The 24,943-nt window shown below is 52.4% G+C and carries 25 protein-coding genes; 17 read left to right on the forward strand and 8 right to left on the reverse strand.

Annotation, left to right across the window (positions count from 1 at the left end; all coding sequences use genetic code 11):
* The first annotated feature begins 60 nt into the window (after positions 1–60).
* From N5923_RS18970 to N5923_RS19005, 8 genes are all read left to right on the forward strand, one after another.
* Positions 61–1,788: a sensor domain-containing diguanylate cyclase gene (locus tag N5923_RS18970; protein ID WP_267144815.1), complete on the forward strand. Its 1,728-nt coding sequence runs from the start codon at positions 61–63 to the stop codon at positions 1,786–1,788.
* Positions 1,789–1,945: 157 nt separating this feature from the next.
* Positions 1,946–3,529 carry an amino acid adenylation domain-containing protein gene (locus N5923_RS18975; RefSeq protein ID WP_267144814.1) on the forward strand — a complete coding sequence of 528 codons (1,584 nt, stop codon included), beginning with the start codon at positions 1,946–1,948 and terminating at the stop codon, positions 3,527–3,529.
* Positions 3,530–3,721: 192 nt separating this feature from the next.
* Positions 3,722–4,042, forward strand: a complete 321-nt coding sequence (locus N5923_RS18980; RefSeq protein ID WP_267144813.1) for a PTS sugar transporter subunit IIB — start codon at positions 3,722–3,724, stop codon at positions 4,040–4,042.
* Positions 4,042–5,370, forward strand: a complete 1,329-nt coding sequence (locus N5923_RS18985) for a PTS sugar transporter subunit IIC (protein ID WP_267144812.1) — start codon at positions 4,042–4,044, stop codon at positions 5,368–5,370. Before N5923_RS18980 ends, N5923_RS18985 begins: the two co-directional genes overlap by 1 nt.
* Before the next feature lie 15 nt (positions 5,371–5,385).
* Complete coding sequence (locus N5923_RS18990; RefSeq protein WP_267144811.1) at positions 5,386–6,771, forward strand: glycoside hydrolase family 1 protein; 1,386 nt, start codon at positions 5,386–5,388, stop codon at positions 6,769–6,771.
* Positions 6,772–6,911: 140 nt separating this feature from the next.
* Positions 6,912–7,838, forward strand: coding sequence for a LacI family DNA-binding transcriptional regulator (locus tag N5923_RS18995; protein ID WP_267144810.1), 927 nt, complete (start codon positions 6,912–6,914; stop codon positions 7,836–7,838).
* A gap of 135 nt (positions 7,839–7,973) precedes the next feature.
* On the forward strand, positions 7,974–8,237 hold the full coding sequence (locus N5923_RS19000; RefSeq protein WP_267144809.1) for an antitoxin of toxin-antitoxin stability system: 264 nt from the start codon (positions 7,974–7,976) through the stop codon (positions 8,235–8,237).
* A gap of 3 nt (positions 8,238–8,240) precedes the next feature.
* Positions 8,241–8,522, forward strand: coding sequence for a type II toxin-antitoxin system RelE/ParE family toxin (locus N5923_RS19005; protein ID WP_267144808.1), 282 nt, complete (start codon positions 8,241–8,243; stop codon positions 8,520–8,522).
* 28 nt (positions 8,523–8,550) lie between these two features.
* On the opposite strand, the gene rhaR is transcribed toward N5923_RS19005, so the two are convergent.
* On the reverse strand, positions 8,551–9,411 hold the full coding sequence (gene rhaR, locus N5923_RS19010) for an HTH-type transcriptional activator RhaR (RefSeq protein ID WP_267144807.1): 861 nt from the start codon (positions 9,409–9,411) through the stop codon (positions 8,551–8,553).
* A gap of 12 nt (positions 9,412–9,423) precedes the next feature.
* Entirely contained in the window at positions 9,424–10,248 is an 825-nt protein-coding gene (gene rhaS / locus N5923_RS19015; RefSeq protein WP_267144806.1) for an HTH-type transcriptional activator RhaS, read from the reverse strand.
* 299 nt (positions 10,249–10,547) lie between these two features.
* Here rhaS and rhaB point away from each other — a divergent pair, with 299 nt between their 5' ends.
* From rhaB to N5923_RS19040, 5 genes are all read left to right on the forward strand, one after another.
* Positions 10,548–12,020 carry a rhamnulokinase gene (gene rhaB, locus N5923_RS19020; RefSeq protein ID WP_267145128.1) on the forward strand — a complete coding sequence of 491 codons (1,473 nt, stop codon included), beginning with the start codon at positions 10,548–10,550 and terminating at the stop codon, positions 12,018–12,020.
* Entirely contained in the window at positions 12,017–13,273 is a 1,257-nt protein-coding gene (locus N5923_RS19025) for an L-rhamnose isomerase (RefSeq protein WP_267144805.1), read from the forward strand. The genes rhaB and N5923_RS19025 overlap by 4 nt, the downstream gene beginning before the upstream one ends.
* Before the next feature lie 9 nt (positions 13,274–13,282).
* Positions 13,283–14,125, forward strand: coding sequence for a rhamnulose-1-phosphate aldolase (gene rhaD, locus N5923_RS19030; protein WP_267144804.1), 843 nt, complete (start codon positions 13,283–13,285; stop codon positions 14,123–14,125).
* Complete coding sequence (gene rhaM / locus N5923_RS19035) at positions 14,115–14,429, forward strand: L-rhamnose mutarotase (protein ID WP_267144803.1); 315 nt, start codon at positions 14,115–14,117, stop codon at positions 14,427–14,429. The genes rhaD and rhaM overlap by 11 nt, the downstream gene beginning before the upstream one ends.
* Before the next feature lie 161 nt (positions 14,430–14,590).
* Entirely contained in the window at positions 14,591–15,424 is an 834-nt protein-coding gene (locus tag N5923_RS19040) for an SET domain-containing protein-lysine N-methyltransferase (RefSeq protein WP_267144802.1), read from the forward strand.
* 50 nt (positions 15,425–15,474) lie between these two features.
* Here N5923_RS19040 and N5923_RS19045 read toward each other — a convergent pair whose 3' ends face one another.
* Entirely contained in the window at positions 15,475–16,119 is a 645-nt protein-coding gene (locus N5923_RS19045; protein WP_267144801.1) for a TetR/AcrR family transcriptional regulator, read from the reverse strand.
* Between the two features lie 317 nt (positions 16,120–16,436).
* On the opposite strand from N5923_RS19045, the gene bhsA (N5923_RS19050) reads away from it, so the two are divergent.
* Together bhsA (N5923_RS19050) and bhsA (N5923_RS19055) are read left to right on the forward strand one after the other, a co-directional pair.
* Positions 16,437–16,694 (forward strand): multiple stress resistance protein BhsA, encoded by a 258-nt coding sequence (bhsA, locus tag N5923_RS19050; RefSeq protein ID WP_267144800.1) that lies wholly within the window; start codon positions 16,437–16,439, stop codon positions 16,692–16,694.
* Positions 16,695–16,733: 39 nt separating this feature from the next.
* Complete coding sequence (bhsA, locus tag N5923_RS19055) at positions 16,734–16,991, forward strand: multiple stress resistance protein BhsA (RefSeq protein WP_267144799.1); 258 nt, start codon at positions 16,734–16,736, stop codon at positions 16,989–16,991.
* A 62-nt stretch (positions 16,992–17,053) separates the two neighbouring features.
* Here bhsA (N5923_RS19055) and N5923_RS19060 read toward each other — a convergent pair whose 3' ends face one another.
* From N5923_RS19060 to N5923_RS19070, 3 genes are all read right to left on the reverse strand, one after another.
* Positions 17,054–18,238, reverse strand: coding sequence for a sugar transporter (locus N5923_RS19060; RefSeq protein WP_267144798.1), 1,185 nt, complete (start codon positions 18,236–18,238; stop codon positions 17,054–17,056).
* 205 nt (positions 18,239–18,443) lie between these two features.
* Complete coding sequence (gene cybB, locus N5923_RS19065) at positions 18,444–18,980, reverse strand: cytochrome b561 (protein WP_267144797.1); 537 nt, start codon at positions 18,978–18,980, stop codon at positions 18,444–18,446.
* Positions 18,981–19,509: 529 nt separating this feature from the next.
* The gene (locus N5923_RS19070; protein WP_267145127.1) at positions 19,510–20,922 is read right to left on the reverse strand and encodes an MFS transporter; all 1,413 of its coding nucleotides are present in this window, start codon (positions 20,920–20,922) and stop codon (positions 19,510–19,512) included.
* Positions 20,923–21,040: 118 nt separating this feature from the next.
* On the opposite strand from N5923_RS19070, the gene N5923_RS19075 reads away from it, so the two are divergent.
* Complete coding sequence (locus N5923_RS19075) at positions 21,041–21,895, forward strand: helix-turn-helix transcriptional regulator (protein ID WP_267144796.1); 855 nt, start codon at positions 21,041–21,043, stop codon at positions 21,893–21,895.
* Between the two features lie 56 nt (positions 21,896–21,951).
* On the opposite strand, the gene N5923_RS19080 is transcribed toward N5923_RS19075, so the two are convergent.
* Positions 21,952–22,617 carry a DUF1345 domain-containing protein gene (locus N5923_RS19080; protein WP_267145258.1) on the reverse strand — a complete coding sequence of 222 codons (666 nt, stop codon included), beginning with the start codon at positions 22,615–22,617 and terminating at the stop codon, positions 21,952–21,954.
* Positions 22,618–22,935: 318 nt separating this feature from the next.
* Between N5923_RS19080 and N5923_RS19085 the strand changes: the two genes are divergently transcribed.
* Entirely contained in the window at positions 22,936–24,048 is a 1,113-nt protein-coding gene (locus N5923_RS19085) for a hypothetical protein (protein ID WP_267144794.1), read from the forward strand.
* A gap of 22 nt (positions 24,049–24,070) precedes the next feature.
* Here the strand turns inward: N5923_RS19085 and N5923_RS19090 are convergent, their stop codons facing one another.
* Positions 24,071–24,760, reverse strand: a complete 690-nt coding sequence (locus tag N5923_RS19090) for a DJ-1/PfpI family protein (protein WP_267144793.1) — start codon at positions 24,758–24,760, stop codon at positions 24,071–24,073.
* Between the last annotated feature and the right edge of the window lie 183 nt (positions 24,761–24,943).

Here is a 24,943-nt window from a genome sequence, read left to right on the forward strand (position 1 = left end):
GTGATGCACAAGATGGTTATTGAGAACAACAAAGAAATAAAGCGTATAGCCGCACTGGAAATGCTGAAATCCACAGACAGCACCCGTGACGACATTTTGCAAAAATTCATCCGGCTGGCCAGTGAAATTCTTGATATTCCTGGCAGTTTTGTTTCGGTCATTGATGATGAACGTCAGTATATTCGGGTTTCGCAAAATTTCGACCTGCTCGAAAGTTCGATTAAAGATGCATTTTGCCGCCATACCGCCGAGTCGGGAAAAGTCACCGTCTGTTTTGACACGCTAACCGATGAGCGTTTTTGCCGTAATCCGCTTACGCTGGGCGCACCCTGGATCCGTTTTTACGCCGGCGTGCCGTTACGCACGGCAGAAGGGGCGGTGATAGGTACTTTCTGTGTCACTGATACCAAACCGCATCAATTCTCTGCGCAGGATATGGAAACGCTGGAACTGCTGGGCAGCCTTGTCACGGGCTATCTGCAGGCGTGGTATAAAACCGGCTATATCGATGTTGTCACGCTGCTGCCAAACCGTCAGCGCCTGTTACGCGATATTGAATTGCTTGCCGCAAGCGACAAACCGTCGCCGCAACAGCTGATATTAATCGACTGCATCGATATGCCGCGCGCTTACGAGATGGCGAGAACGCTGGGGATGAATGCCGTTGAGGCATTACTGCGCGATATCGCGATGCTGTTGCGCCTGCGGCTGCGTCTGAAACAGAGTGATGTGCTGTATACGGCGGCGACCGGTCGCTTTGCCTTGCTGGTCAGCGAGGGCAGTCCGCTTACCGGCAGCAGTGTCAGCAGCAGGCTGGAAGGCATTCGCGCGCAAATAACCGATGATATTTCAGTCAGCCTTGATGTGTTTACCGGCATGGTGCGTTTCACTGCCGGCGAAATCAACGCTACTGAAGCATTAAGAAGGGCGGTCAGTGCATTGCATGAAGCCATCAGCAGCCGGCAGAACTTCCTTGAATATAACGCGGTGGTCGACAATCAGCATAATGAGGATTACTTATTGATGAACGACCTGGCCGCTGCACTACAGAATAACAGCGGATTGTATCTGGTTTATCAGCCGAAGGTGAATCTGCAAAGCGGGAAAACTGTTGGGCTTGAGGCGCTGATTCGCTGGCTGCATCCGTTATTGGGTGAGCTTTCACCGGCGAAATTTATTCCGCTGGTGGAAAAGACCAGCCTGATGAGCGAACTGACCGACTGGGTGATTGATAACACGCTGAAACAGCTGCAGCAGTGGAAAAATAAAGGAATACGCATTCCGGTGTCGATAAATGTCACCGTCAGTGATTTCTCACGTCCAGGTTTTGCCGATATGCTGGAAGAGAAAATGCTGCGCATGGGGCTTCAGCCCGACGATCTGGGTATTGAATGCCTGGAAACGGAAAAAGTACTGGAAAGCAGTGCGGCGTTAAACGGGCTGGATATGCTGAAATTACGCGGATTTCGCATTTCGCTGGATGATTTTGGCGCCGGTTACAGCAATATCAGTTACCTGCGACGTATCCCGATGGATGTTATCAAGCTGGATCGATCTTTAATCGACAGGCTGTCGAGCGACACCGCCAGCCGTATTATTGCCCGCAGTGTCATCAGCATGCTGAAAGAGCTGGATTATGTGGTGCTGGCTGAAGGGGTGGAAGATAAAGAGACGGCTAATTCTCTGCGCGCTTACGGCTGTGATGAAGCACAAGGTTTCTACTATTCCCGACCTTTGCCCTCGGTACAGGTCGAAGGCTGGTTGCTCTGGCAACAGCGCGAAAATTAATTGTGCCGGAAGGTACATACTGACGGCTGAATGATTAAGCGATTCTGAATATTTTGCGCAAAACTTAAATCGTGCAAAAAATAATCAACAAGGGCTTTTGCAGCGATAAAATTACCTTATACTGCCTCTTCACATTGGAGTGCTGAGGTGATTTATTATGGAACAGTTTTATGTCCCTGCGGACAGCGTTAATATTGGCCATTCATCCCACTATCCCCATGATACGGGCCTGATTGCGCTTTTCTTGCAACAGGTTGATATTAATCCGCAACATCCTGCGATCATCACCGCAGATCAGACGATAAGTTATTCTGAACTGGCGCGGCGCGCCCATGCGCTGGCGGCTGGATTGCGTGAAAAAAATCTGCGCGCTGAACAGCCGGTGGCGATTTTATTACCGCCAGGTATTGAGCAAATTATTTGCCAGATTGCTATTTTATGGGCGGGTGGCAGCTGCGTTCCGCTGGATCCCACGCTTCCTGAGCAACGGCTGCGTTATATGCTGCAGGATCTGCATATCAGTCTGATCATTACCAACCGTCAATCGCAGCAAGCCTGGTTTACTGCCGAGTCGCTATTGCTGGAAAATATCCCTGACCACTCAACCGACAGCCCGTTATTACGATGTGATGACGGACAGCTCACTCATCGCGCGTATCTGTTATTTACCTCGGGTTCCACCGGGCAGGCAAAAGCGGTGGAAATTGAAGCCAGAGGAATTATTCGTCTGGTGGTTGATAGCCAGTATGTCGTTATTACCGCTAATGATCGGATGGCTGCGATTGCTAACCCCTCTTTTGATGCCTCACTGTTTGAAATCTGGGGCGCTTTGCTGAATGGTGCCGCCATGGTGCTGATCGCAAAAGAGACGATCGGTGATCCCTGGCGTTTTGAAACCGCACTTCAGCAATATTCGGTCAGCATTATGTTTATCACCACCGCGCGGTTCACTTTGCTCACCGCCACCTGCCCACGCGCGTTTCGTTATATGAACACCCTGCTGGTTGGGGGGGAAGTCATCAATCCGGCGACGCTTAATAAAGTGCTGGAGGCGGGCTCACCGCGCCGCCTGCTGGCGGTATACGGCCCGACAGAGTGCACAGTATTTGCTCTGTATCACGATCTGACGCACTCCGCGCCACTAACAGGCGAAGTACCATTAGGCCTGCCGGTTAATAACACCAGTGCTTTTATTCTGGATAATCAGCTGCAACCCGTCGCACCTGGCGCTACTGGTCGTATCTGGCTGGGCGGTGAAGGGCTGGCGCGTGGCTACTGGCAGCGGCCGGAAATTAATATGCGGAAATTTATCATCGCTGATATTGCGAGCAGCGGGCAATCGCTGCGGCTGTATGACAGCGGCGATCTTGGCTGGCAGCGCAGTGACGGGGTATTTATGTTTGCCGGGCGCAGCGATAACCAGATCAAGATTCGTGGCTACCGTGTCGAAATTGAAGAGGTTGAGTTTCAGCTGCTGGAAAGCCGGTTGTTACAGGCTGCTGCGGTCTGCGTGGTGAAAAAAACCGGGGCGGAACCGCAGCTGGTGGCTTTTATTGTCCCTGATTGCCCTGATGGGTTCAGTAAAACGGACATTGAGCGGTGGATCATACAGCGCTTACCTGACTATATGCTGCCGCGCATGCAGGTGGTTAGTCAGCTGCCATTAACGCCAAATGGCAAAATTGATCGTCTGTGCCTGCTGTCCGAGCTGGCCGGGAAAAATTGCGGTGCGCCCTGGTAATTCGATGCCGTTAACGGGCGCCAGCGGTTTTGCTGGCGCCTGATCACATTAGTCTTCGTGATGTATTTCACATCCTGTCACGGTGAGTGGCGGCATTTCTTGAAGCCGCTCGCATAATTAAGCTGTTTGTATGGAAACCGGTTTCCATATCGTTTCCACTCAGGACTGGTTCAGCGACAGGGAGTAAACACCATGCACAAGATTATGCTTTGTTGTTCCGCCGGGATGTCGACCAGTTTACTGGTGCGTAAGATGCTGGAACAAGCCGACCAGCGTGGGCTGGAGGTGGAGATTACCGCCTGTAGCGCCACCGAGTTTGGCGACCATTTTGCCGACTATCAGGTCGTGTTATTAGGCCCGCAGATCAAATATATGCTTGATAACCTGGCGGCGAAGGGCGCGGAACAGGGCATCCCGGTCGCGGTGATCAATATGATGGATTACGGCATGCAGCGCGGGGATAAAGTGCTCGATTTCGCCCTTGAGCTGATTGTCAGCAAAGGAGCGGCGTAATGAGCTCTGTCTATCAGGTATTGGTCACTGTCATCGAACGCCATATCACGCCAATGGCCGGGGCAGTCGGGCAGCAGCGCCATGTTATCGCCATCCGCGATGGCTTTGTCAGTGCACTGCCGTTTATGATTATCGGCTCCTTTATGCTGGTATTTATCTTTCCGCCGTTTTCTCCGGATACCAGCTGGCGCTTTGCCCGCGCCTGGCTCGACTTCTCGCTGAATCACCGGCAACAGCTGATGCTACCGTATTACCTCAGCATGGGGGTGATGACCTTTTTTATTTCGGTTGGCATCGGCGCCAGTATGGGTAAACACCATAAACTTGATCCGGTTATGACCGGTCTGCTGGCGTTTATGGGGTTTCTGCTGGTGGCCGCACCGTATCAGGACGGTAAAATCTCCACCGAATATTTCTCCGGGCAGGGGATTTTCACCGCTATTATTACCGCGCTGTATACCAGCGAAGTGTATGCCTGGCTGAAGCGTCATAAAATCACTATCCGCCTGCCGAAAGAGGTGCCGACCGGCGTGGCGCGCTCATTTGAAATTCTGATCCCGGTGATTGTGATTGTCGCCACACTGCATCCGCTCAATCTGCTGATTGAGTCCTGGACCGGGATGATTATTCCGCAGGCGATTATGCATCTGCTGGAACCGCTGGTCTCCGCATCGGACTCGCTGCCTGCGGTGCTGCTCTCGGTGCTGGTGTGCCAGGTGCTGTGGTTTGCCGGTATTCACGGTGCACTGATTGTCACCGGTATCATGAATCCGTTCTGGCTGACCAACCTTGCCGCTAATCAGGCCGCGCTGGAAGCAGGCAGCACCTTACCGCATACCTATCTGATGGGATTCTGGGATTTTTATCTGCTGATCGGTGGTGTCGGTTCCACCCTGCCGCTGGCTTTTCTGCTGCTGCGCAGCCGCACCGCGCATCTGCGCTCCATCGGCAAAATGGGGGTGGTGCCGAGCTTCTTTAATATTAATGAACCGATCCTGTTCGGTATGCCGATTATTATGAATCCGCTGTTTTTCCTGCCGTTTATCTGCGTGCCAATGATCAACGCCGTTATCGCCTGGACCGCCACCAAACTGGGCTGGGTGGCGCAGGTGGTGTCGATGGCGCCATGGACTACACCGGGGCCGATTGGTGCCTCATGGGCGGCGAACTGGGCATTCAGCCCGGTGGTGATGTGTCTGTTCTGTATGCTGATGTCGGCGCTGATGTATCTGCCTTTCCTGCGGGTTTATGAGCGCAGTCTGCTGCAGCAGGAAGCCGAAAAGTCCACCGATGTCGCTGCGCAGGGCGCAGAGATCAGCGCCCGTTAATAAGGAGCCAGTGTTATGAAGTATCAGTTTCCGCTTAATTTCTGGTGGGGCAGCGCCAGCTCGGCGCCGCAAACCGAAGGTGACAGTCTTAACGGTGGCAAAAGCGCCACCATCTGGGACCACTGGTACCAGCAACAACCGTCGCGCTTTCACCAGCAGATCGGCCCGGCTGAGACCTCGGGATTTTACCAGCACTGGCGCGAAGATATCGCGCTGCTGAAGCAGCTGAACCACAACAGTTTTCGTACCTCAATCTCCTGGGCGCGGCTGATCCCCGATGGCAGTGGCGCGGTCAATCCGCAGGCGGTGAGTTTTTATAATCAAATGATCGATGAGCTGCTGGCGCAGGGCATTACCCCTTTTCTCAATCTGTTTCATTTTGATATGCCGCTGGAGATGCAGCAGGCGGGCGGGTGGGAGAACCGCGAAGTCGTGAATGCCTATGCGCGCTATGCCGATTGCTGTTTTCAGCTGTTTGGCGATCGGGTTAAACACTGGTTTACCTTTAACGAGCCGATCGTGCCGGTTGAAGGTGGTTATCTGTATGATTTCCATTATCCGAATGTGGTCGATTTCCGTCGTGCGGCGACAGTGGCGTATCACACTATGCTGGCGCATGCCCTGGCGGTAAAAAACTATCGTCAACGCCAGCAGGGTGGCGAAATTGGCATTATCCTCAATCTGACGCCATCCTATGCGCGTTCAGAACATCCGGCGGATAAAAAGGCGGCCAATATTGCCGATTTGATGTTTAACCGCAGCTTTCTCGATCCGGCGCTGCGGGGCAGCTATCCGCCTGAGCTGATAGCGCTGCTGAAACAGCATCAGCAGCTGCCGCAATGCCAGTCCGGCGACAGCGAACTGCTGGCGGCGGGAGTGGTCGATCTGCTGGGGATTAACTATTACCAGCCACGACGCATTAAGTGCCGCGATGCACTGGTCAATCCTGAGAGCCCGTTTATGCCGGAGTGGTTTTTCGATCACTATGAAATGCCGGGCAGAAAAATGAATCCTTATCGCGGCTGGGAAATCTATGAGCCGGGGATTTATGACATTTTAACGCTGCTGCGTGAGAACTACGGTAATCCACGCTGCTTTATTTCAGAAAACGGTATGGGCGTGGAGAACGAACAGCGTTTTGATCACCACGGCCAGATTCAGGATGATTACCGTATCGATTTTGTGCGTGAGCATTTGCAGTGGCTGCATCGCGGCATTGCCGAAGGCAGTAACTGTCTGGGTTACCATATGTGGACCTTTATCGATAACTGGTCATGGTGTAATGCTTATAAAAACCGCTACGGTTTTGTGCAGCTCGATCTGGCAAGCCAGCGGCGCAGCATAAAAAAAAGCGGTGAATGGTTTGCCCGTACCGCCGCTGAAAATGGGTTTTTCGGTTAACATATTCCCCTAAATAATTCGGGCTGCATCAAGGCGGCAACTGAACGAATCCCGATGAGCGTAGTAATCTACGTGATTCGGGTGAGTGAACGCAGCCAACAAAGATGCAGCCTGAAGTATGACGCGGATAAGAGAGAACGATGGCGAGTATTAATGATGTATCGCGTCTGGCGCAGGTATCAAAAGCTACCGTATCACGGGTGCTTAGTGGCAGTCGTGGGGTGACAGAGCAGAGTCGCGATGCGGTTCTGCGTGCGGCGGAAATCCTTAACTACAAGCCCAATGCTATTGCGCAATCGCTTAGCAGTCAGACTACCCATTGTATTGGCGTAATCTGCGCCACGGAGCATATTCAGCAGGCCACCGGCTACCTGCAGGCGCTGGAGAAACAACTCAGGCTGCATCAAAAGCATCTGCTGCTGCGCTTTGCAAATAACAGCAGCGCAGTGGCGCAAGCCTGCGGCGAACTCAGCACCGGTTTATGCGATGCGATTATGGTGGTGGGCGCACGCTTTCCGCTACCAGAGGCGGCGCAGCAGGCGGTGCTGATTGATTGCCTGGATGCCAGCGGCGAACAGCAGGTCGGCATTGATTATGAGTTTGCCAGCCAGACTGCTACCCACTATCTGCTGACACAACAGCGCCGCAAAATCGCTCTGTTTAATTTTTATCCCGGTGAAGCCGCGGATCAGGTGCTGCAAGGCTATTGCAGTGCGCTGGAAAGTATGGCGCTGCCGTTTAATCGCCAGCTGGTTATTGCCGGGGAGTCGTCGGCGAGTGTGGCGCTACAGGGATTGATCAATCGCCATATCGCTTTTGATGCGCTGCTGGTGACTGACTACTATCAGGGGCTGGAAGTGGCGGAACTGCTGAAACGCTATCAGCGTGCAGTGCCGCAGGAGGTAATGGTGTTCAGCCTCGACGGCTCCGCCGCCATTTTTGGTCAGCCGCATCTGCCGCTGATCGCTTACCCGCTGGAAACCCTTGCACAACGGGCAATCAAACTGCTTAGCGGTGGCGCCAGCGACTTCCCGCTGCTGCGCGGGAACTTGCTGACGCCTTATTAAGCGGATTGCATCGACGTGTTTGCGGTTTATGCAGAGGACTGCCCCGGTATCGGTGATGAGTTACAACGGTGGTGACTTCACTAAGGGTACTAATAAGGTATATACTTTATTAGTACCCCCTGAAAGGATCACGCGATGAGTAAACAGGCTGTTTTTACCATGAAGCTGGAAACTGAGCTTCGCGATAGTTTTATGGCTGCTGCAGAATCAGAACATCGTCCTGCATCACAGGTTCTTCGTGAACTTATGCGCCAGTATATTGAGCAGCTGGCATATCAACGTTTTTTACAAGAAAAGGTCGATGCTGCCCGTCAATCGGTAGAAGAAGATAACAGTATTGATCACAAGGATGCGAAAGCGCTTTTTGCTGCGCGCAGAGCGAGAATTAAGGCCAGGTAAGGCATGAGAGTTCATTGGGCAGAACAAGCACTTAATGATAGTGAGCAGATTTGGGAATATCTTGTTGAGAGAAACCCTGTAGCTGCGATAAAGATGGATGAATTATTTGAATCCGCTGCCGACAGGCTGGCTGAATTCCCTTATATGGGGCATGAGGGACTTATTAGCGGAACACGGGAAGTTTATCCTCATGAAAACTATCGACTGATTTACGAAATCCATTCAGATAGCGTCTGGATATTAGCATTAGTCCATACATCACAACTGTGGCCGCCCCCGTTATAAAAACGCAGGATCGTATTTAACCCGACAATCAGACCGTTTTTATCAACGCCCGCGCCGGATGTTCAAACTGCAGGCGCCAGGCGCTGGGGGTCATACCGGTTTCGCGGGTAAACACCACCGAGAAATAGTTGCTGTCGTCGAAGCCGCAACGCGCCGCGACCTGGCTAATCAGGCAGTCACTGGCGCGCAGCAGATATTTCGCCCGGCACAGCTGTAACTGACGCAAATAGTGGCTGATGGTCATGCCGGTTTGCTGACGGAACAGCTGCTTTAATGCCCGTTCGGACAGATGGTTGTGCTGGCAAAATAGCGCGAGGTCGAAAGGGGTTTCGCTGTCGGCCTGAATTGCGGCCATCAGCAGATCCAGCTGTTCACCTTCCGGCAGTTGCCATGCCCGATCAATAGCATAACGATAGCGCCGCAGGATCAGCGCCAGTTGCAGAAACAGCGCCTCAGTCAGTTGCAGTGACAGCAGATCGGTTTTGCGACTCTCCTGCTCAAGCTGGGCGATAACATTGCGCGCCAGTGCCATTCCGCGCGTGGTCAGTCGCCAGCAGGGCGGATGATGCGGATCATCCATCGGCAGCAGCTGTGACCAGTCCAGCCCGAGCTTAAAGCGTTCCGGGCAGTAAATAATATTATCCAGCACCAGGTCGTTAACCGACTCATAGCTGTGGCAATCGCCATCCTTAATATAAAAAATATCCCCACAGGTGATCGGCCATGGCCGATCGTTCAGCACATGCAGGCCATTGCCACGCCAGACGATAACGATTTCATAAAACTCGTGACGGTGCGGCGGAAACGAGGGCTGCGGCGCGCGGTCAGCCACCGCTACCGGCATCGCATCCGAAGGTAAATAGTCCGCTCTGGCCAGCACAAGGGTCATTTTTACTTCCTGTTACTGCGATTGCTGACGTTCGGCGCGCGGTGCGCAGCCAAACTCCCGTTTAAACAGTGTCGAAAAGTGGTTGCTGTCGCCGAAACCGCACTGAAAGGCGATATCGGTAATTCTGCTTTCGCTGTGGCGCAGCAGGTGGCGAGCCTGCAACAGACGCAGCCGGTTCAGGTAGCGTTGCGGTGTACTGCCGGTCTGCTGTTTCATCTGACGATGCAGGGTACGCAGCGAGAGAGAGAACCCCTCCGCCAGTCGATCCCAGTCAATTTCCTCGCTGTAGTGATCGTTCAGCCAGTCAAGCATGCGGCGCAGACGACCATCCTGATCGTCGCAATGCTGCTCGCAGCGTCCCTGACGTAACAGCATCAGCAGCTGCATAAAATGCAGCTCCTGCTCTGCCTGCTGCTGAAGCGACTCCGCCGCAGGCAGATTCTCCAGCTGATAAATCACCGCTTTAGCCTGCGCCATCAGCTTATTACCGATGCGCCAGTGCGACGGATAAACACCATCCTGCTCCTGTGGCAGCAGATCGCGCAGCCCGGTTAAAAAACGAAAAGCATCGGGGCCGCGGTACAGCACATTGGTCAGACAGAGATTCTCCGTCTGCTCATACAGATGGCGATCGTGATCGCGCACAAAGCAGACGCAGCCACCGCACAGGGTCTGCGGCTGACCGTTAAACACATGAATACCTGAACCTTGCTCCACCAGCACAATTTCATGGAAATCATGATGATGCTCAGGAAACGCCGCCTGTGGCACGCGTGGCTCAATAGCAATCGGCAGGCCGCCTGCCGGGAAAAAATCAACGCTGTGCAATACGGTCATGATTAATCCTCTGGTAACAAGCCCGTAACCGATACTAATCAGCGCCTGCCAACCTTACCTTGAATTTTGTACGCGGAAACTCGCTTAACGGGCTAATTTTTCAAGAATGTTCGGGAAAAAATCAGAAATGCGTAATGCGTCACATCTGCCAGCAGCGGGAGGGAAAGTGGAAACTGTGAGCTGATTCACGTTCATCTTTGCGGCATTGCCAGCGCGCTGTCACCACTGGCAGTGTCAGGAAGGTGGCAAATATGACGGATTTTACACTGGTGGCATTGGATCACCAGGAAGCTTACGCCATGACCATTCGCCATATCGTTGCCATCGACCTTGGCGCCTCAAGCGGGCGCATTATGCTGGGGGATTATCGCCCTGACGATGGCAACCTGACGTTGCGTGAAGTCCGCCGGTTTGGCAATCAGCGACGCATTATCTCCGGCTATGACTGCTGGGATCTGCTGGCGCTGGAAACAGAAATTCGCGCCGGTCTGGCGCAGCTGGATAACGAGGGTATTGTGCCCGACAGCATCGGCATTGATACCTGGGGAGTTGATATCGTTCTGCTGGATGCGCACGGTGAGTGCGTTGGTCTGCCGGTCTCTTATCGCGATCCGCGTACCCACGGCATGATGCAAAAAGCGCAGTGCGAGCTGGGTAAGGAGACGATCTGGCAGCGCAGCGGTATTCAGTTTTTACCCTTTAATACTCTCTATCAGCTGCGCGCCTTTAGCGATGCTAACCCTGAGCGGGTGGATCGTGTCGCCCATGCGCTGCTAATTCCCGATTATCTGCACTACCGCCTGACCGGTCAGCTGAACTGGGAGTACACCAATGCCACCACCACCCAGTTGCTGAATCTGCACAGCGGCGAATGGGATAAGACGCTGTTGCAGTGGGCCGGGGCGCAAGCCAGCTGGTTTGGCCGTCCGACACCGCCGGGAAAGGTGGTTGGCGCATGGCTTAATGCACAAGGGGTTGCGGTGCCGGTAATCGCCGTTGCCACCCATGATACCGCCAGCGCAATTCTCGCTACGCCATTATCCGATAGCGACAGCGCTTATCTCAGTTCTGGCACCTGGTCACTGATGGGTTTTGAGAGTCGGCAGCCTTATAACGGCAGTGATGCGTTGCAGGCCAATATTACCAATGAAGGCGGTGCGGAAGGGCGCTACCGGGTGCTGAAAAATATTATGGGGCTATGGCTGCTACAGCGGGTCTGTGAGGAGTTACAGATTGACGATCTCTGTCAGCTGATTGACGAGGCGGCACAACTGCCCGCCTGCAAATCGTTTTTTTATCCCAATGACGAACGGTTTATTAATCCCGCCAGTATGGTGCGTGAAATTCAGGATGCCTGTGCCGGGCAGGGCATGGCGATCCCGCAATCCGCCAGCGAGCTGGCGCGCTGCATTTTTGACAGTCTGGCGCTGCTCTATCGTCAGGTGATGGGCGAGCTGGCGCAGCTGCGCGGCAAGCCATTTACCCGGCTGCATATTGTCGGTGGCGGCAGTCAGAACCATTTCCTGAATCAGCTCTGCGCCAATGCCTGCAACGTACCGGTTAGCGCCGGACCGGTAGAGGCATCCACCCTCGGCAATATTGGCTGCCAGCTGATTGCGCTGGGCGAGGTGGCTGATGTACAGCAGTTCCGCCAGCGGGTGGTGCAGAACTTTCCGCAGCATCTTATTCAGCCTTATCACGATAGCGCTTTCACGGCCTGCTGGTCGCGTTTTCAGTCGCTCAGTCAACCCACTAAGGAGCTTTGCTTATGACCAGGCTAATCGAACAGGCTTACGAACTGGCGCAACAGCGTTTTTCCGCCATCGGTATTGATGTCGATGCGGCGATGGCGCAACTGGATCGGCTACCGATCTCGATGCACTGCTGGCAGGGCGATGATGTACGCGGATTTGAAAACCCGCAGGGCGCGCTGACCGGTGGTATTCAGGCTACCGGAAACTATCCCGGCAAAGCGCGCAGCGCCAGCGAACTGCGCGCCGATCTCGATCAGGCGATGGCGCTGATCCCGGGGCCGAAGCGGCTGAATCTGCATGCCATCTATCTGGAGAGCGAACAGCCGGTAGAGCGCAACGCGATTTTGCCCGAGCATTTCGCCAGCTGGGTGGCGTGGGCAAAGCGCAACCAGCTGGGGCTCGATTTTAATCCAACCTGCTTCTCCCACCCGCTGAGCGCCGACGGCTTTACCCTCGCACACCACGATGCTGCGGTGCGTCAGTTCTGGATCGAGCACTGCCAGGCGAGCCGTAAAGTTTCCGCTTACTTTGGCGAGCAGCTGGGGACACCATCGGTTATGAATATCTGGGTGCCGGATGGCATGAAAGATCTGACGGTGGATCGTCTGGCGCCGCGCCAGCGGCTGATGAACTCGCTGGATGAAATTATCAAAGAGAAGCTGAATCCGGCTCATCATATTGATGCGGTGGAAAGTAAATTGTTTGGTATCGGCGCTGAAAGCTACACCGTTGGTTCCAGTGAGTTTTGCCTCGGTTATGCCGCCAGTCGCCAGACTGCGCTGACGCTGGATGCCGGTCATTTCCATCCGACGGAAGTGATCTCCGATAAGATCTCCGCCGCCATGCTGTATGTGCCGCGCCTGCTGCTGCATGTCAGTCGTCCGGTGCGCTGGGACAGCGACCATGTGGTGCTGCTGGATGACGAAACCCAGGCGATTGCCAGCGAGATTGTGCGTCAGCGTCTGTTTGACAAAGTGCATATTGGTCTCGATTTCTTCGACGCCTCAATTAACCGTATTGCCGCCTGGGTGATCGGAACCCGCAACGCGAAAAAAGCATTGCTGCGCGCGCTGCTGGAGCCGGTTGATCAACTGCGCAAGCTGGAGCTGGAAGGGGACTTTACCGCCCGGCTGGCGCTGCTGGAAGAGCAGAAATCACTGCCGTGGCAGGCGGTATGGGAACGCTACTGCTTGCGACATGACGTGCCTGCGGATGCCAGCTGGCTGGGTGATGTGCGCAACTACGAACAACAAATACTGAGTCAACGCTAAGGATCTACTATGTCAGGCATTCTTTCTTCGTGGTTTGTGCAGGGAATGGTCAAAGCCACCAGTGATATGTGGTTAAAAGGCTGGGATGAGCGCAACGGTGGCAACATCAGTCTGCGTCTGCTTGAGGAAGAGGTGAAACCCTTCGCCGCCGATTTTGTCGCCGAACCCCGCTATATTACGCTAAGCCAACCGGCGCCAGCACTGGCTGACTGCTGGTTCCTGGTCACCGGTTCCGGCAAGTTTTTCCGTAATGTGCAGCTTGATCCGGCGGACAGCCTGGTGCTGTTGCAGGTTAGCGCCGATGGGCTGTCATTCCGCATTCACTGGGGGCTGGTGAATGGCGGCGTGCCCACTTCCGAGCTGGCGTCGCATTTCCAGTCGCACTCGGTACGCAAGCAGCTGACCCATGGCAGCGACCGGGTGATTATGCACTGCCACGCCACCAATTTTATCGCGCTAAGCTATGTGCTGGAGCTGGATGCCGCGCGTTTTACCCGCCAGCTATGGGAAGGCAGTACCGAATGTCTGGTGGTATTCCCGGATGGCGTGGGTATTGTGCCGTGGATGGTGCCAGGCACTGACGGCATTGGCAGTAAAACTGCGGAGCAGATGAAATCGCACAGTCTGGTGCTCTGGCCGTTCCACGGTATTTTTGCTGCCGGTCCGTCGCTGGATGAAGCGTTTGGCCTGATCGATACCGCCGAAAAATCCTCCGAAGTGCTGGTAAAAGTGATTTCCATGGGGGGGATGAAGCAGACCATCTCCACCGCTGAACTGATTGCACTGGGTGAGCGGTTTGGCGTACGGCCATGGCAGGCGGCGCTGGACGTGGGGAAACGCAATGTTGCGTAAAGCGTTTGTGATGCAGGTTTACCCGCAGGCGCATGTGGCTTACCAGCAACGTCACGCGCCGATCTGGCCCGAGCTGGAAGCTACGCTTAAGCAGCATGGCGCCCATAACTACAGCATCTTTCTTGATGCTGGCCGCAATCTGCTGTTTGCTTATGTCGAGATTGAGTCCGAGGCGCGCTGGGCGGCGGTGGCGCAAACCGACGTTTGTCAGCGCTGGTGGCAATCGATGCGCGAGCTGATGCCGTCCAATACGGATAACAGTCCGGTTAGTGAAGCGTTAACGGCGGTATTTTATCTGCAATAAAGCGTAACGGGCGGGAAACTGTCCGTTACACCTTATAGCAGGCGGATAAAATGTCGCTATAACCATAAGATATCTTTAATCAAATCCGTGATTAATATCACCTAATTTATCATGCCCGGCAGTTAAGATATTTTTACTTAAAATCACAGGGAGTGATTAAAATGGTCAATGGCATTGGAGCAACATTCTCTTCTTCACAAAATACTCAAGCAAAAATTAACATAGTTCGTCGCGAAGATTGTAAAGCAGAAGATATTTACGACTTTAATTACAATCCACATAATGACGGACTTTATCCTTGCAGGGTAAATGGTGAACCAAAGTATCTGTCGCCGATAGGTGTGGGCGAATCCAGTTTCGGCATCCCAATAACAATGCATGGTATTAAATTAGATTTTAAGAGTGCTGAGAAGTTTTTTGCTACCGATATATCCTCTTTAGAAAGGAAAAGTTATTATGATAATACCCTGGAAGTGAGAGAGTTTACTGAAAATGACAGGCGATATGTATGGTCACTTGCTCGCCAGCAGGCAGAAGTGCATCTTGTCGGGCAACTTGCTGTATTTGCTAAAGTTGAGATAAGCCCAGGTACATGTATTGGCGCGTATTCTGGCGAAGTGATAAACGATGATAATGAGAGTGAATTCACCAGCGAGCAGATTAATACTTATAGTACAGAGTTCAGAATCTGCAGGAACGGTGAAAGAGCTAAAACAGTAATAGTCGGGGATGGCGCTTTATCCAGAATTAATGGGATATTCAGTCATGACCATGAACGAGGATGGTATGAAGAAAAGTCAAGTGTTAACGTCTGTTTTGCGAACGTACCGGCAATAACAAATATTGGTGAAGATTTATTATTACCCTGTGTTTTCGCTATAGCCAGTATCAACCCTGGCGAAGAGTTGAGAATAGAATATGGATATAGTAATAAGCAGGTTAGTAAAATGATGGCGGGATATAATCCAAAAAATAACGCTGACAAAAAAGATTAAAAGAGAGACATGAATCTGAGATAAATGTCTCTCCATAGTATTAATAACAATCAGTTCCCGGCTCTTCCTGCCAGCGTCGGCCAAAGCTGCATCATCGTATCGATAATCCCATCCAGCTGCTGACGGCTGGCGCCTTCACGGGCACGCACTGACATGCCCTGCAATACGCAGGAGAGATAGCTGGCAATCTGATTCACATCGCGCTCGGCTGCGATTTCGCCCTGTTGCTGGCGTTGCTGTAAAAACTCCAGCAGCGTGGCTTCCTGCAAATCATGACGTGCGCGCAGCATCTCCGCCACTTCAGCGGAATCCGCAGAAAGCGCTGTTGAAGTACAGATAAAGAAACAGCCTGCGGGCTTATCGCCATCGGTAAAACAAGCGGCGGTGGAGCGGAAATAGTTTTCAATGCCCTGCGCCACGGTACGTTCCGGGCAGGCAAGGGCGGCTTTCCGCTGTTCGGCAAACTTCTCGATATAGCGATCCATCACGGCACGAAACAGACCCTCTTTATTCTCAAATTCAGCATACAGCGTCGGGGCTTTCGCGCCGGTTGCCTGCACTAAATCGGCTAAAGATGTCGCTTCATAACCATGCGCCCAGAACAGCGCCAGCGCTTTATCAAGCGCGCTTTCGCGATCAAACAGTTTTGGTCGTCCGCGACCTTTTTTTACACAGAGTTCCTCATTACTACTCATAACTCCTCACTTAACCTGCTTACAACCTGTTCAATTAAATTACCGATCATTATAAAAATAATCAAGTCCCGCTTGTCGAACAGAGATTTTAATCAACACAACCTGCTTAACATCCTGTGCGTTGCCAGCGGAGGTCTGTACTGAGAAAATTTTTTTCAGGGTTTAATCACTTGAAAATCAGCGGCATGCTTATTAAATTAACGATCATTAAAAAATAGTGTTGACGACAGGTGGGGCAGAGGTTTAGCATTTAGTTATCGATCGTTAACTTAATAACGACGCCAACATGAAACAACCCGAATCCGAGAGAGAAGATTATGAAAAACGTTAAAACTGCAGTTATCGCTATCGCGCTGTCCACTTTGTCATTTGGCAGCTTCGCCGCTGAGCTGGTTAACAGTGAACCGCAGCAGCAGCAACAGATTGGTGTGATTTCCGCCACCGGTGGCAGCAACCTGGCGTCACTGGAAGCGCAGCTGAATGAGAAAGCCAGCGCTGCCGGTGCCAAATCTTTCCGTATTACCTCGACTTCAGGTCAGAACAACCTGCACGGCACCGCCGTGATCTATCAGTAAGTCGTCGTTTAACCACAAATTTAAATTAAAGGTATCGTAATGAAAAACATCAAATATGCAGTCGCCGCGCTGGTTCTTAGCAGCGTTTCATTTGCCGGTGTTGCCGCGCAACAAGTTGATATTTCGCCTGCCGATCAGCAGAAAGTGGGAGTGGTAAGTGCTACCGGTAGTTCGAACCTGACCTCACTGGAAAACCAGTTATCAGCGAAAGCCGCGGCCGCAGGCGCAAAGTCTTTCCGCATCACTTCGACCTCTGGTCAGAACAAGTTGCATGGCACCGCAGTAATCTATAACTAACGTTGACTCCGCAGGACAAGGGCTTCGCCAGTCACTAATGACTGACGAAGCCTTTTCTGTTATTAACCGTTGCTGCGCAGTTGCGGATAGCGGCGGAAGATAAATACACACCAGAACAGCGAAATCAGCCCCAGCAGCGCGCCGGTATTGCCAACGTCAGACATCTTCAGATGGATACTGACCTGATTACCCAGCAGCGCTCCGGCGCCAATACCGATGTTGTAAATGCCGGAAAACAGCGACATCGCCACATCGGTGGCATCCGGCGCCAGCGACAATACCCGCACCTGCATCGCCAGGCCAATCATCATCATCGCCATGCCCCAGATTATGCACAGCAGCGAAATCGCCTGTGGGTGAATGGCGGCAAACAGCAGCAACCCCATACATAATGTGATCAGGCTGATAGCACTTATCACCAGCGCGGAAGGGAATTTATTGCCAAATACGCTGAAGATGACACTGCCAAGAATCCCGGCAGCGCCAAAAATCAGCAGCAGGAAGGTCGTGAAGTTTTCACCCATTGCCGCCACCACCTGCATAAACGGCTCGATATAGCTGTATGCGGTGTAGTGGGCGGTGACCACCAGTGTGGTTAGCAGGTAAAGGCTGACCAGCGCCGGGCGTTTAAACAACATCGGCACACTGCTAAGCGATCCGGTATGCTCGCTTGGCAGTTTTGGCAGCAGTTTTACCAGAATCAGCACCAGTACCAGTGCGGAAATGCCAATCATGCCAAAGGTCATACGCCAGCCAAGATACTGGCCGATAATGCGGCCCATCGGCACGCCCAGCACCATCGCCAGCGCCGTACCGGTCGCCAGCATGCTTAACGCCTGGGTTTTCTTACCCGCCGGGGCAACACGAATCGCCAGTGAGGCAGTGATTGACCAGAAAATCGCATGGGACAGCGCAATGCCAATCCGTGAAACCACCAGTGAGCGGAAATCCCACGCCATCACCGACAGCACATGGCTGACAATAAATAGCGCGAAAATCCCCATCAGCAGCAGGCGGCGTTCCACCTGCCGCGTGGCCAGCATCAACGGTAGCGACATCAGCGCCACCACCCATGCATAGATAGTCAGCATAATCCCGACGTCGGGACTGTTCATGCCGAAGCTGCTGGCAATATCCGATAACAGGCCAACCGGCACGAATTCGGTGGTATTAAAGATAAATGCCGCAATGGAAAGCAGAACGACGCGTAGCCAGGCCGTTTTACGTGAAACTGTGGTTGATTGCATTGGATTAACAGAATGTCAGAGGTAAGTTCATTTCGACTCGGCGAAATCCGCAGGGACGCAAAAAAGTGACGCCCATCACGTTTAGAACGGCTATTGTGTTTTATTTATGCGATGAGTTAAACCAGAAAATTATTAAAACTGGCAGTTTTTTTGTGGTTTACCCCGCCCGGTTCAACAGTCAGCGGATGAGTGCAGCAAAATAGCGCTATTTCTGGCGCTTAACCGGCATCATACGCAACAGCGTATTGTCTTTCAGCAGATAGTGATGGAACAGGGCGGCGATACTGTGCAGGGCAATCAGATAATAGCCAAGCGGTGCCAGTGTTTCGTGCAGATCGATCAGCTGACTTGCCAGTTCGCGGTTGGGCGGGCTGGCAACCGGCATCGAAAGGCCAAACATAACCCAGTCGTTGCCGCGCAGATAGCGTGAACTGAGGCCAAGAATCGGCAATGAGATAAACAGCAGATAGATAATGATGTGCAGCAGGTGCGCCAGCCCGCGCTGCCATAACGGCGGCAGTGGCGCAATTGGCGGTGTAGCGTGGCGATAGCGCAGGAAGATCCGCGCCAGCATCAGCAGCAGAATTGTGGTGCCACAGCTAAAGTGGGTAGCCATCATCGCACTACGCAGCAGAGAGCCACGTTCAGCAAAACCCCGTAATTCAATAGTGGCATAAGTCACTATCAGCAATATCACTACCAGCCAGTGCAGGGTGATCTGCGAAGGCGCATACTTTTTCATGATCAGATCCATCAGATAATGCGCACTGGCTTTCTGATTATTACCCGCTTATCAGAAAGCCAGGATAGCAAATTAAGATTTACTGTAAAGGTCGCAGGTCCAGATTTTTCCTGCGGGCAGAGGTTTTTTTTTCCCTTGGCTGCGGACAACAGTCATTGCATCCGTAAACGTTACGGTGATATTTCCTCGCCTGTAGCAGAGCGTCTGCGGTGGTGTAGAAGGTGCCCAGAAACCGGCGGTCTCTGACGGCGGGCAGGTACTTGCAGCCTGAAGTATGGACTACGTGTGCATCATTATAGCTATGGTTGGTATCGACATAATAGTAATGGCTCATTACAACTCCTGTTTGCTGTGTGAAAAATTAACAAAAAATCAACAAGGTCTTATGATCAAAATATAGTCAATAATTGAGCCATATTTTCTAATGGCGCTAATTTTGTATGGAAATAAGACCAGCAAAAATCGGAGAGGTAAACTGAGGAGGGGTCCAGGGCCAGCCAGTAGCGGCCCTGAACGGAGACAGAAGAAATTATTCGCAGTCAGGCTGTGGCTGGAACTGGCGGCGTGTTAACAGTGTGTAGACTACCAGTAACAGCATAATCAACCATTCAGCTGCCAGTGCGGCAACCACTGCATGCTGATAACTGCCCTGATATTGCAGTACCTGGCTAAATATTGACCCTAATAACATGGGGCCAAGGCCAAACGCCGCTTGTTGCACGGTAGAGAGCATCGCGCTGCCCGCGCCAGCCTGGTTTTTGGGGACTTCCGCCAGACCGATGCGGTAAAAACAGCCCACGATAAATGCCTGACCAAAACCGATCAGCGCAGTGGACGGAATCAACTGCACAACGCCGGTATGACCCCAGGCGAAACGGAAGGTCAGCATCAGCAGCACTAAACCACTCATCTGGATGGCACAGCCGGTCAACAGCGTGGTCAGTCTGCCACGCCGCTCAATCATGCCGCTGGTCAGCAGGGATGCGAGAAAATAGGCGACACCCAGCGCAATAAAGGCGTTACCGGACTGAAATGCCGTCAGGCCAAGGCCGGTTTGCAGCGTTAAGGCCACCGCAAACATAAATCCGCTCCAGCTGGAGAAGAACAGCACCGCCATACCAATCGCAAATTTAACCGCGGAAAGCCGTAACAGGCTGGGTGGCAGCAGCGGTACCCCCTGACGTGCTTCAAGACGCAGTTCCACCTGCCATAACCGTTTCAGTAAAAGTGGAAACAGCGCCAGTAATAGCAGGCAGGGCCATGACCAGTGCAGCAACGGACCGAGCGACAAGGCAATCAGCAGGCTGGCAATTGCCGCCCCCAGCAGGCTGGTGCCGGCTAAATCGATACCGACGCGCTCTGCATTACGGGTTTCTGGCACCACACGGCGAACCAGCACCAGGATCAACAGACAGATTGGGATATTAATCAGAAATACACTACGCCAGCCATAGCCGCCGATATCAGCGCCGACCAGAAAACCGCCCAGCACCTGACCAATAATAAACGCCAGCCCGCCAATACCGCCGTAGAGGCCAATTGCGCGCGCATGTTCACGGCCATGCAGGCAGACATGCAGGGTGGCGAGAATTTGCGGCACAATCAGCGCAGCGCCGATACCCTGCAATGCGCGGGCTACCAGCATCAGCCCGACACTGTTGGCTACGCCACACAGCAGCGATGCCAGCGCAAATAACAGTACGCCAAGGGTAAAAATCCGCCGCCGTCCGAGGTTATCGCCAAAACGACCGCCCATTGCCAGACAAACCGCAAAAGCGATGCCATACACCGCGACAATCAGCTCCAGTTGTAAGGGCGTGGCGTGCAACGAAGCTGCCATTGATTCCAGCGCGACATTCACAATCGAAAAATCAATCATTGGCAATAATTGCCCCGCCAGCAAAACCAGCAATCCGGAACGCTGCAGCGTAGTGGAGTTCATCATACTTAACCTTGTATTTAATGGTGACGGGGCATAGCATCAGATATCTTTTAAACGGGTACCAGTTCTTGCTTATCATGGTATAAGAACTACCTGTCTGGCTTTGGAGCACCTGCGGATGTCGTTAATCATTGACTTTACCCTGACGGAAAAAAGTAACCGGCTACAGCTCGGTGCCTTTTTGCGTCAGCGTCGCGAAAGCCTCGATCCGGGTCGTCTGGGATTACCGCGGATGCGTAACCGCCGCACCCCCGGATTACGGCGTGAAGAAGTCGCGCAGCTGGCCGATGTTGGCGTGACCTGGTACACCTGGCTGGAGCAGGGACGCGATATTAAAGCGTCGGCGAAAACTCTGGCGGCAATCGCGCTGGCGTTACAGTGTAACGAAACCGAAACCGGCCATCTGTTGCGACTGGCGGGCTATCAGCATCCGACGCTGACTGCCGCCAAAGCCTGCGCTAAAGTCTCGGCGCATAGCCAGATTATGCTGGACGCACTCGATCCGTTACCGGCAATTATTGAAAACCAGCGTTTTGATGTTCTTGCCTGGAATCCTGCCTGGTGCCGTCTGATGGGGATTGATTTAAGCACCATTCCGGCGGAAGAGCGTAACTGCATCTGGCTGGCGTTTAATAATCAGGCGTGGCGTAACACCATGGCCGACTGGGACGAAGTGATGCCGCATATGGTGGCGCTGTTTCGTGCCCAGATGGGAGAACATCTCGGCGATCCGGCGTGGGAAGAGATGCTGGCACGGCTGATGGCCAGCTCAGCAGAATTCCGCCAGACCTGGCAGCGCTATGAGCTTAAAGGTTTTGAAAATCGCATCAAACATTTCTGGCGCCCGGAAGTCGGCAAAATGGCGTTGCGGCAGAATAACTGGTGGTCGACACCGCGTAATGGCGATCGTCTGCTGGTGTATGTGCCGGATGACGAACAGAGCGCCGCCGCACTGGCAAAGCTGACGGCCTGAATGGCGGGCGCGCGCGACCGCAGGTTATGACCCGGATGTTGGCGTATAAATTCTCATCAGCTTAGCAAACCCGCGCCGACGTTAATGGAAAGCCCCAGAATCGCCAGATTGAAAATAAACGACAATACTGCCTGTAATAAGGTGATACGCCTGACCGCAGTGCTGCCGGTGGCCACATCCGCCGTTTGCGCCGCTACGACGATAGTGAAAGAAAAATATAAAAAATCCCAGTAGCCTGGATCAGGGAGCTGATCGGGAAAAATCAGCGTTTTTTTTGCTTTGTCACTGACCAGATAGTACATATGCGCGTAGTGCATGGCGAAAGCGGTAGGCAGTAAAGACCAGGAAACCATCAGCGTGGCGACGGTCAGGGCAATATGCTGAGCCTTGTCCGCTCCCGAAAGATGTTTTACCGCTCCCAGCTCAAGCAGAATGGCCAGAATGCTCACCAGACAGGTGATACAGACCAGCGCCAGTACGGTAGCGGCACTTTCGTCCTCGGCACGGGCGATTGGCGCAATCCCCGCTGCAGGCGTTTTCATCATCATCCACCAGAGAGAAAACAAATATAGCCAGGCCAGCAGGTTCCAGCTGATTAACAGGCGCTGCTCGAGTGGCTGGGTCGCAGGCAGGAAGAGAAAGCTGCCGATGGCTATCAGCAGGGCGACAAGCAGTCGGGGACGTGCCTGATAATAATGCTTAAAGGGCGCTAACAGCTTCATTTCTTGCAGTTTCGGTTCGGTGAATGGTCACTTAACTGTAGACGGCAATCGCGATTTGCTGGAAGGAATGATAAAGGGGATTGTCGACCCGGCGCTTAAGCTATGCAGCACCTTTCCCGCTGAACCCGGGTTAATCCCGGATAACCCGTTTTTGACGACAACACCTCATTCTGTGATTCAGATTACTGATACAGATAAAAATCTGTGGGTCAATGGAACTGTTTTATCGTGTCTGGATGGCGTTAGTGACGGTGATTTACGCTCCCGCATCGATATAAGTTAATTATCTTTTTTTAATCAGCTAAAGGAGATAATCTGATGAATATAGGTACTGCGTCAAAAAATAGTTTAAGCATACCAGAAGGCTATTCTAAAGAGATATATAAACGGTTTCCTGATATTGCCAAAGTCAGCAATACACCCCATGTACTTGCAGGAATGCCCGGCCAGTCGTATAAGCGAGAACCGCTATCGCAGACGGAGCAGATAAGATCACTTACGGTAAAAAAAATAAAATTTTTGATCGAGGATTACCCTCCGTACTGTAAACATAAATTATGGCGTGAAATGCAAGAGGCTTCACTAAACCAGGTTGCTGAGGTGATCCTGACAGAAAAAGTAATTGCGGGTGGTTTTTCTCCGGATTTTAGCCTTGAAGATGTGGCTAATAAAAAAGCATTCATTGATGCAATGGATCGTGAATATAAAAAGCATACTTTCAGTAACGGCGTCTGGATTAAAAAACTTAAAGAATCCCTGGACTGCACCGGAATGAATCTAAAAGAAGAGAATAATAATTATAATGTCTTACGTGCATTTGTCGCTGAGTGCCCGCTGAGTCGTATCCGTCTGGCGATTAACTGTTTAGAGTTTTCAATTAAGATACGTAATATGGTCCCTGATACTTCGCATCAGATTAAGCCGGTTGTCCAGCAGTCTGCCAACAAACTACGTCGGAGGCAGAATCCAGCAGATGCCGCGCAGTCGAGACTGGAACTTCAGTCAAAGTATGCAGGTCATCGGGAAATCATGGTTAAGGAAACATTTAAAAAAATAAAATCCGATCTGCTGGAACAGATCGATATGGGTTATAACGTTAATATGGAATATGTTTATACACTCCTTGAAAAAACCAATAATCTTGATGGGGCTGAAAAGGCGGACTTAGAGCGTAAATTGACAATTATCGTTTGCACAGAAGAGGCGTTTAATGACGTCATTGCCCGAAAAGTAAACAAGGATACTGCCCGGCTTTCAACAATGGCACTTATTACTGCTGAAGTTGATATCACTAAAGTTTTAACTCACGAAAAAGTAAAGGCATTGCAACTTACCCGCGAAGAAGAACGGGAACAGTGTTCCCGATTAGAAGCAAGAAAACAAAAAATTTACCATGAAGACCATGGCAACAGTGTTTTTTATCGACAGTAGGGGGCAGCGGTTACGCCTGCTGCTAAAGGCGTGACGCTGCGCGCTGGCTGGCCTCACGTCTTTTGGCAATAAAACTGGCGCTGATATTACGGGCTTGCTCCACTAACGCCGCGGCAGCTGTCAGCGGTGAACCGCTATTAAATGGCGGCTGCGGGTCGTACTCCATTTGCAACTGAATATTCTGCGCCACTTCGGCGCCATACAGATCGGCGACCAGCGTTAGCGCAAAATCGATGCCTGAGGTGACGCCCGCGCCAGTAATACGGTTGCGGTCACGCACCACGCGCTGCTGTAGTGGTTGTGCGCCGAATAACTTCAGTTGGTCCAGTGAAGACCAGTGCGAGGTTGCCTGGTATCCTTGCAGTAATCCGGCGGCGCCAAGTACCAGCGAGCCGGTGCAGACTGATGTGATCAGTTGCGCCCTGGCGGCGGCCTGGCGCAAAAATGCCAGCGTTTCATCATCTTCCATCAGGGCGATTTGTCCCGGCCCTCCCGGCACACAGATAATATCCAGCGGTGGACAGTCGGCGAACGTCGTCGTGGGCAGCATCGCCAGGCCACGATCGGAGGTCACCGGCGCAAGGGTTTTCCAGATCAGATGCACTCGCGCCTGTGGCGCGCGCGCAAAGACTTCAAACGGGCCGGTAAGATCAAGTTGCGTCAGATCTGGAAACAGCAGTAAACCAAAGGAAACAGGTTGCGTATCAGACATAAGAAATCTCCTGCTAAACAAATTATATCTCTGCAGATTGTTACTTATAAGGCGGAAGTTCAACGACTTTTGTGCAATAAGTCGGGTTGTCAGAGGGGTGACTAAACGATAAGTTGTGCGGAGTGTTACTTATGGCACGACAGGCTATGGCAAGCGCGCGCTAACACAGAATGAGGTGATAAT

The sequence above is a fragment of the Winslowiella arboricola genome (genome assembly GCF_025527015.1).
In the GTDB taxonomy this organism is placed as follows: domain Bacteria; phylum Pseudomonadota; class Gammaproteobacteria; order Enterobacterales; family Enterobacteriaceae; genus Erwinia; species Erwinia arboricola.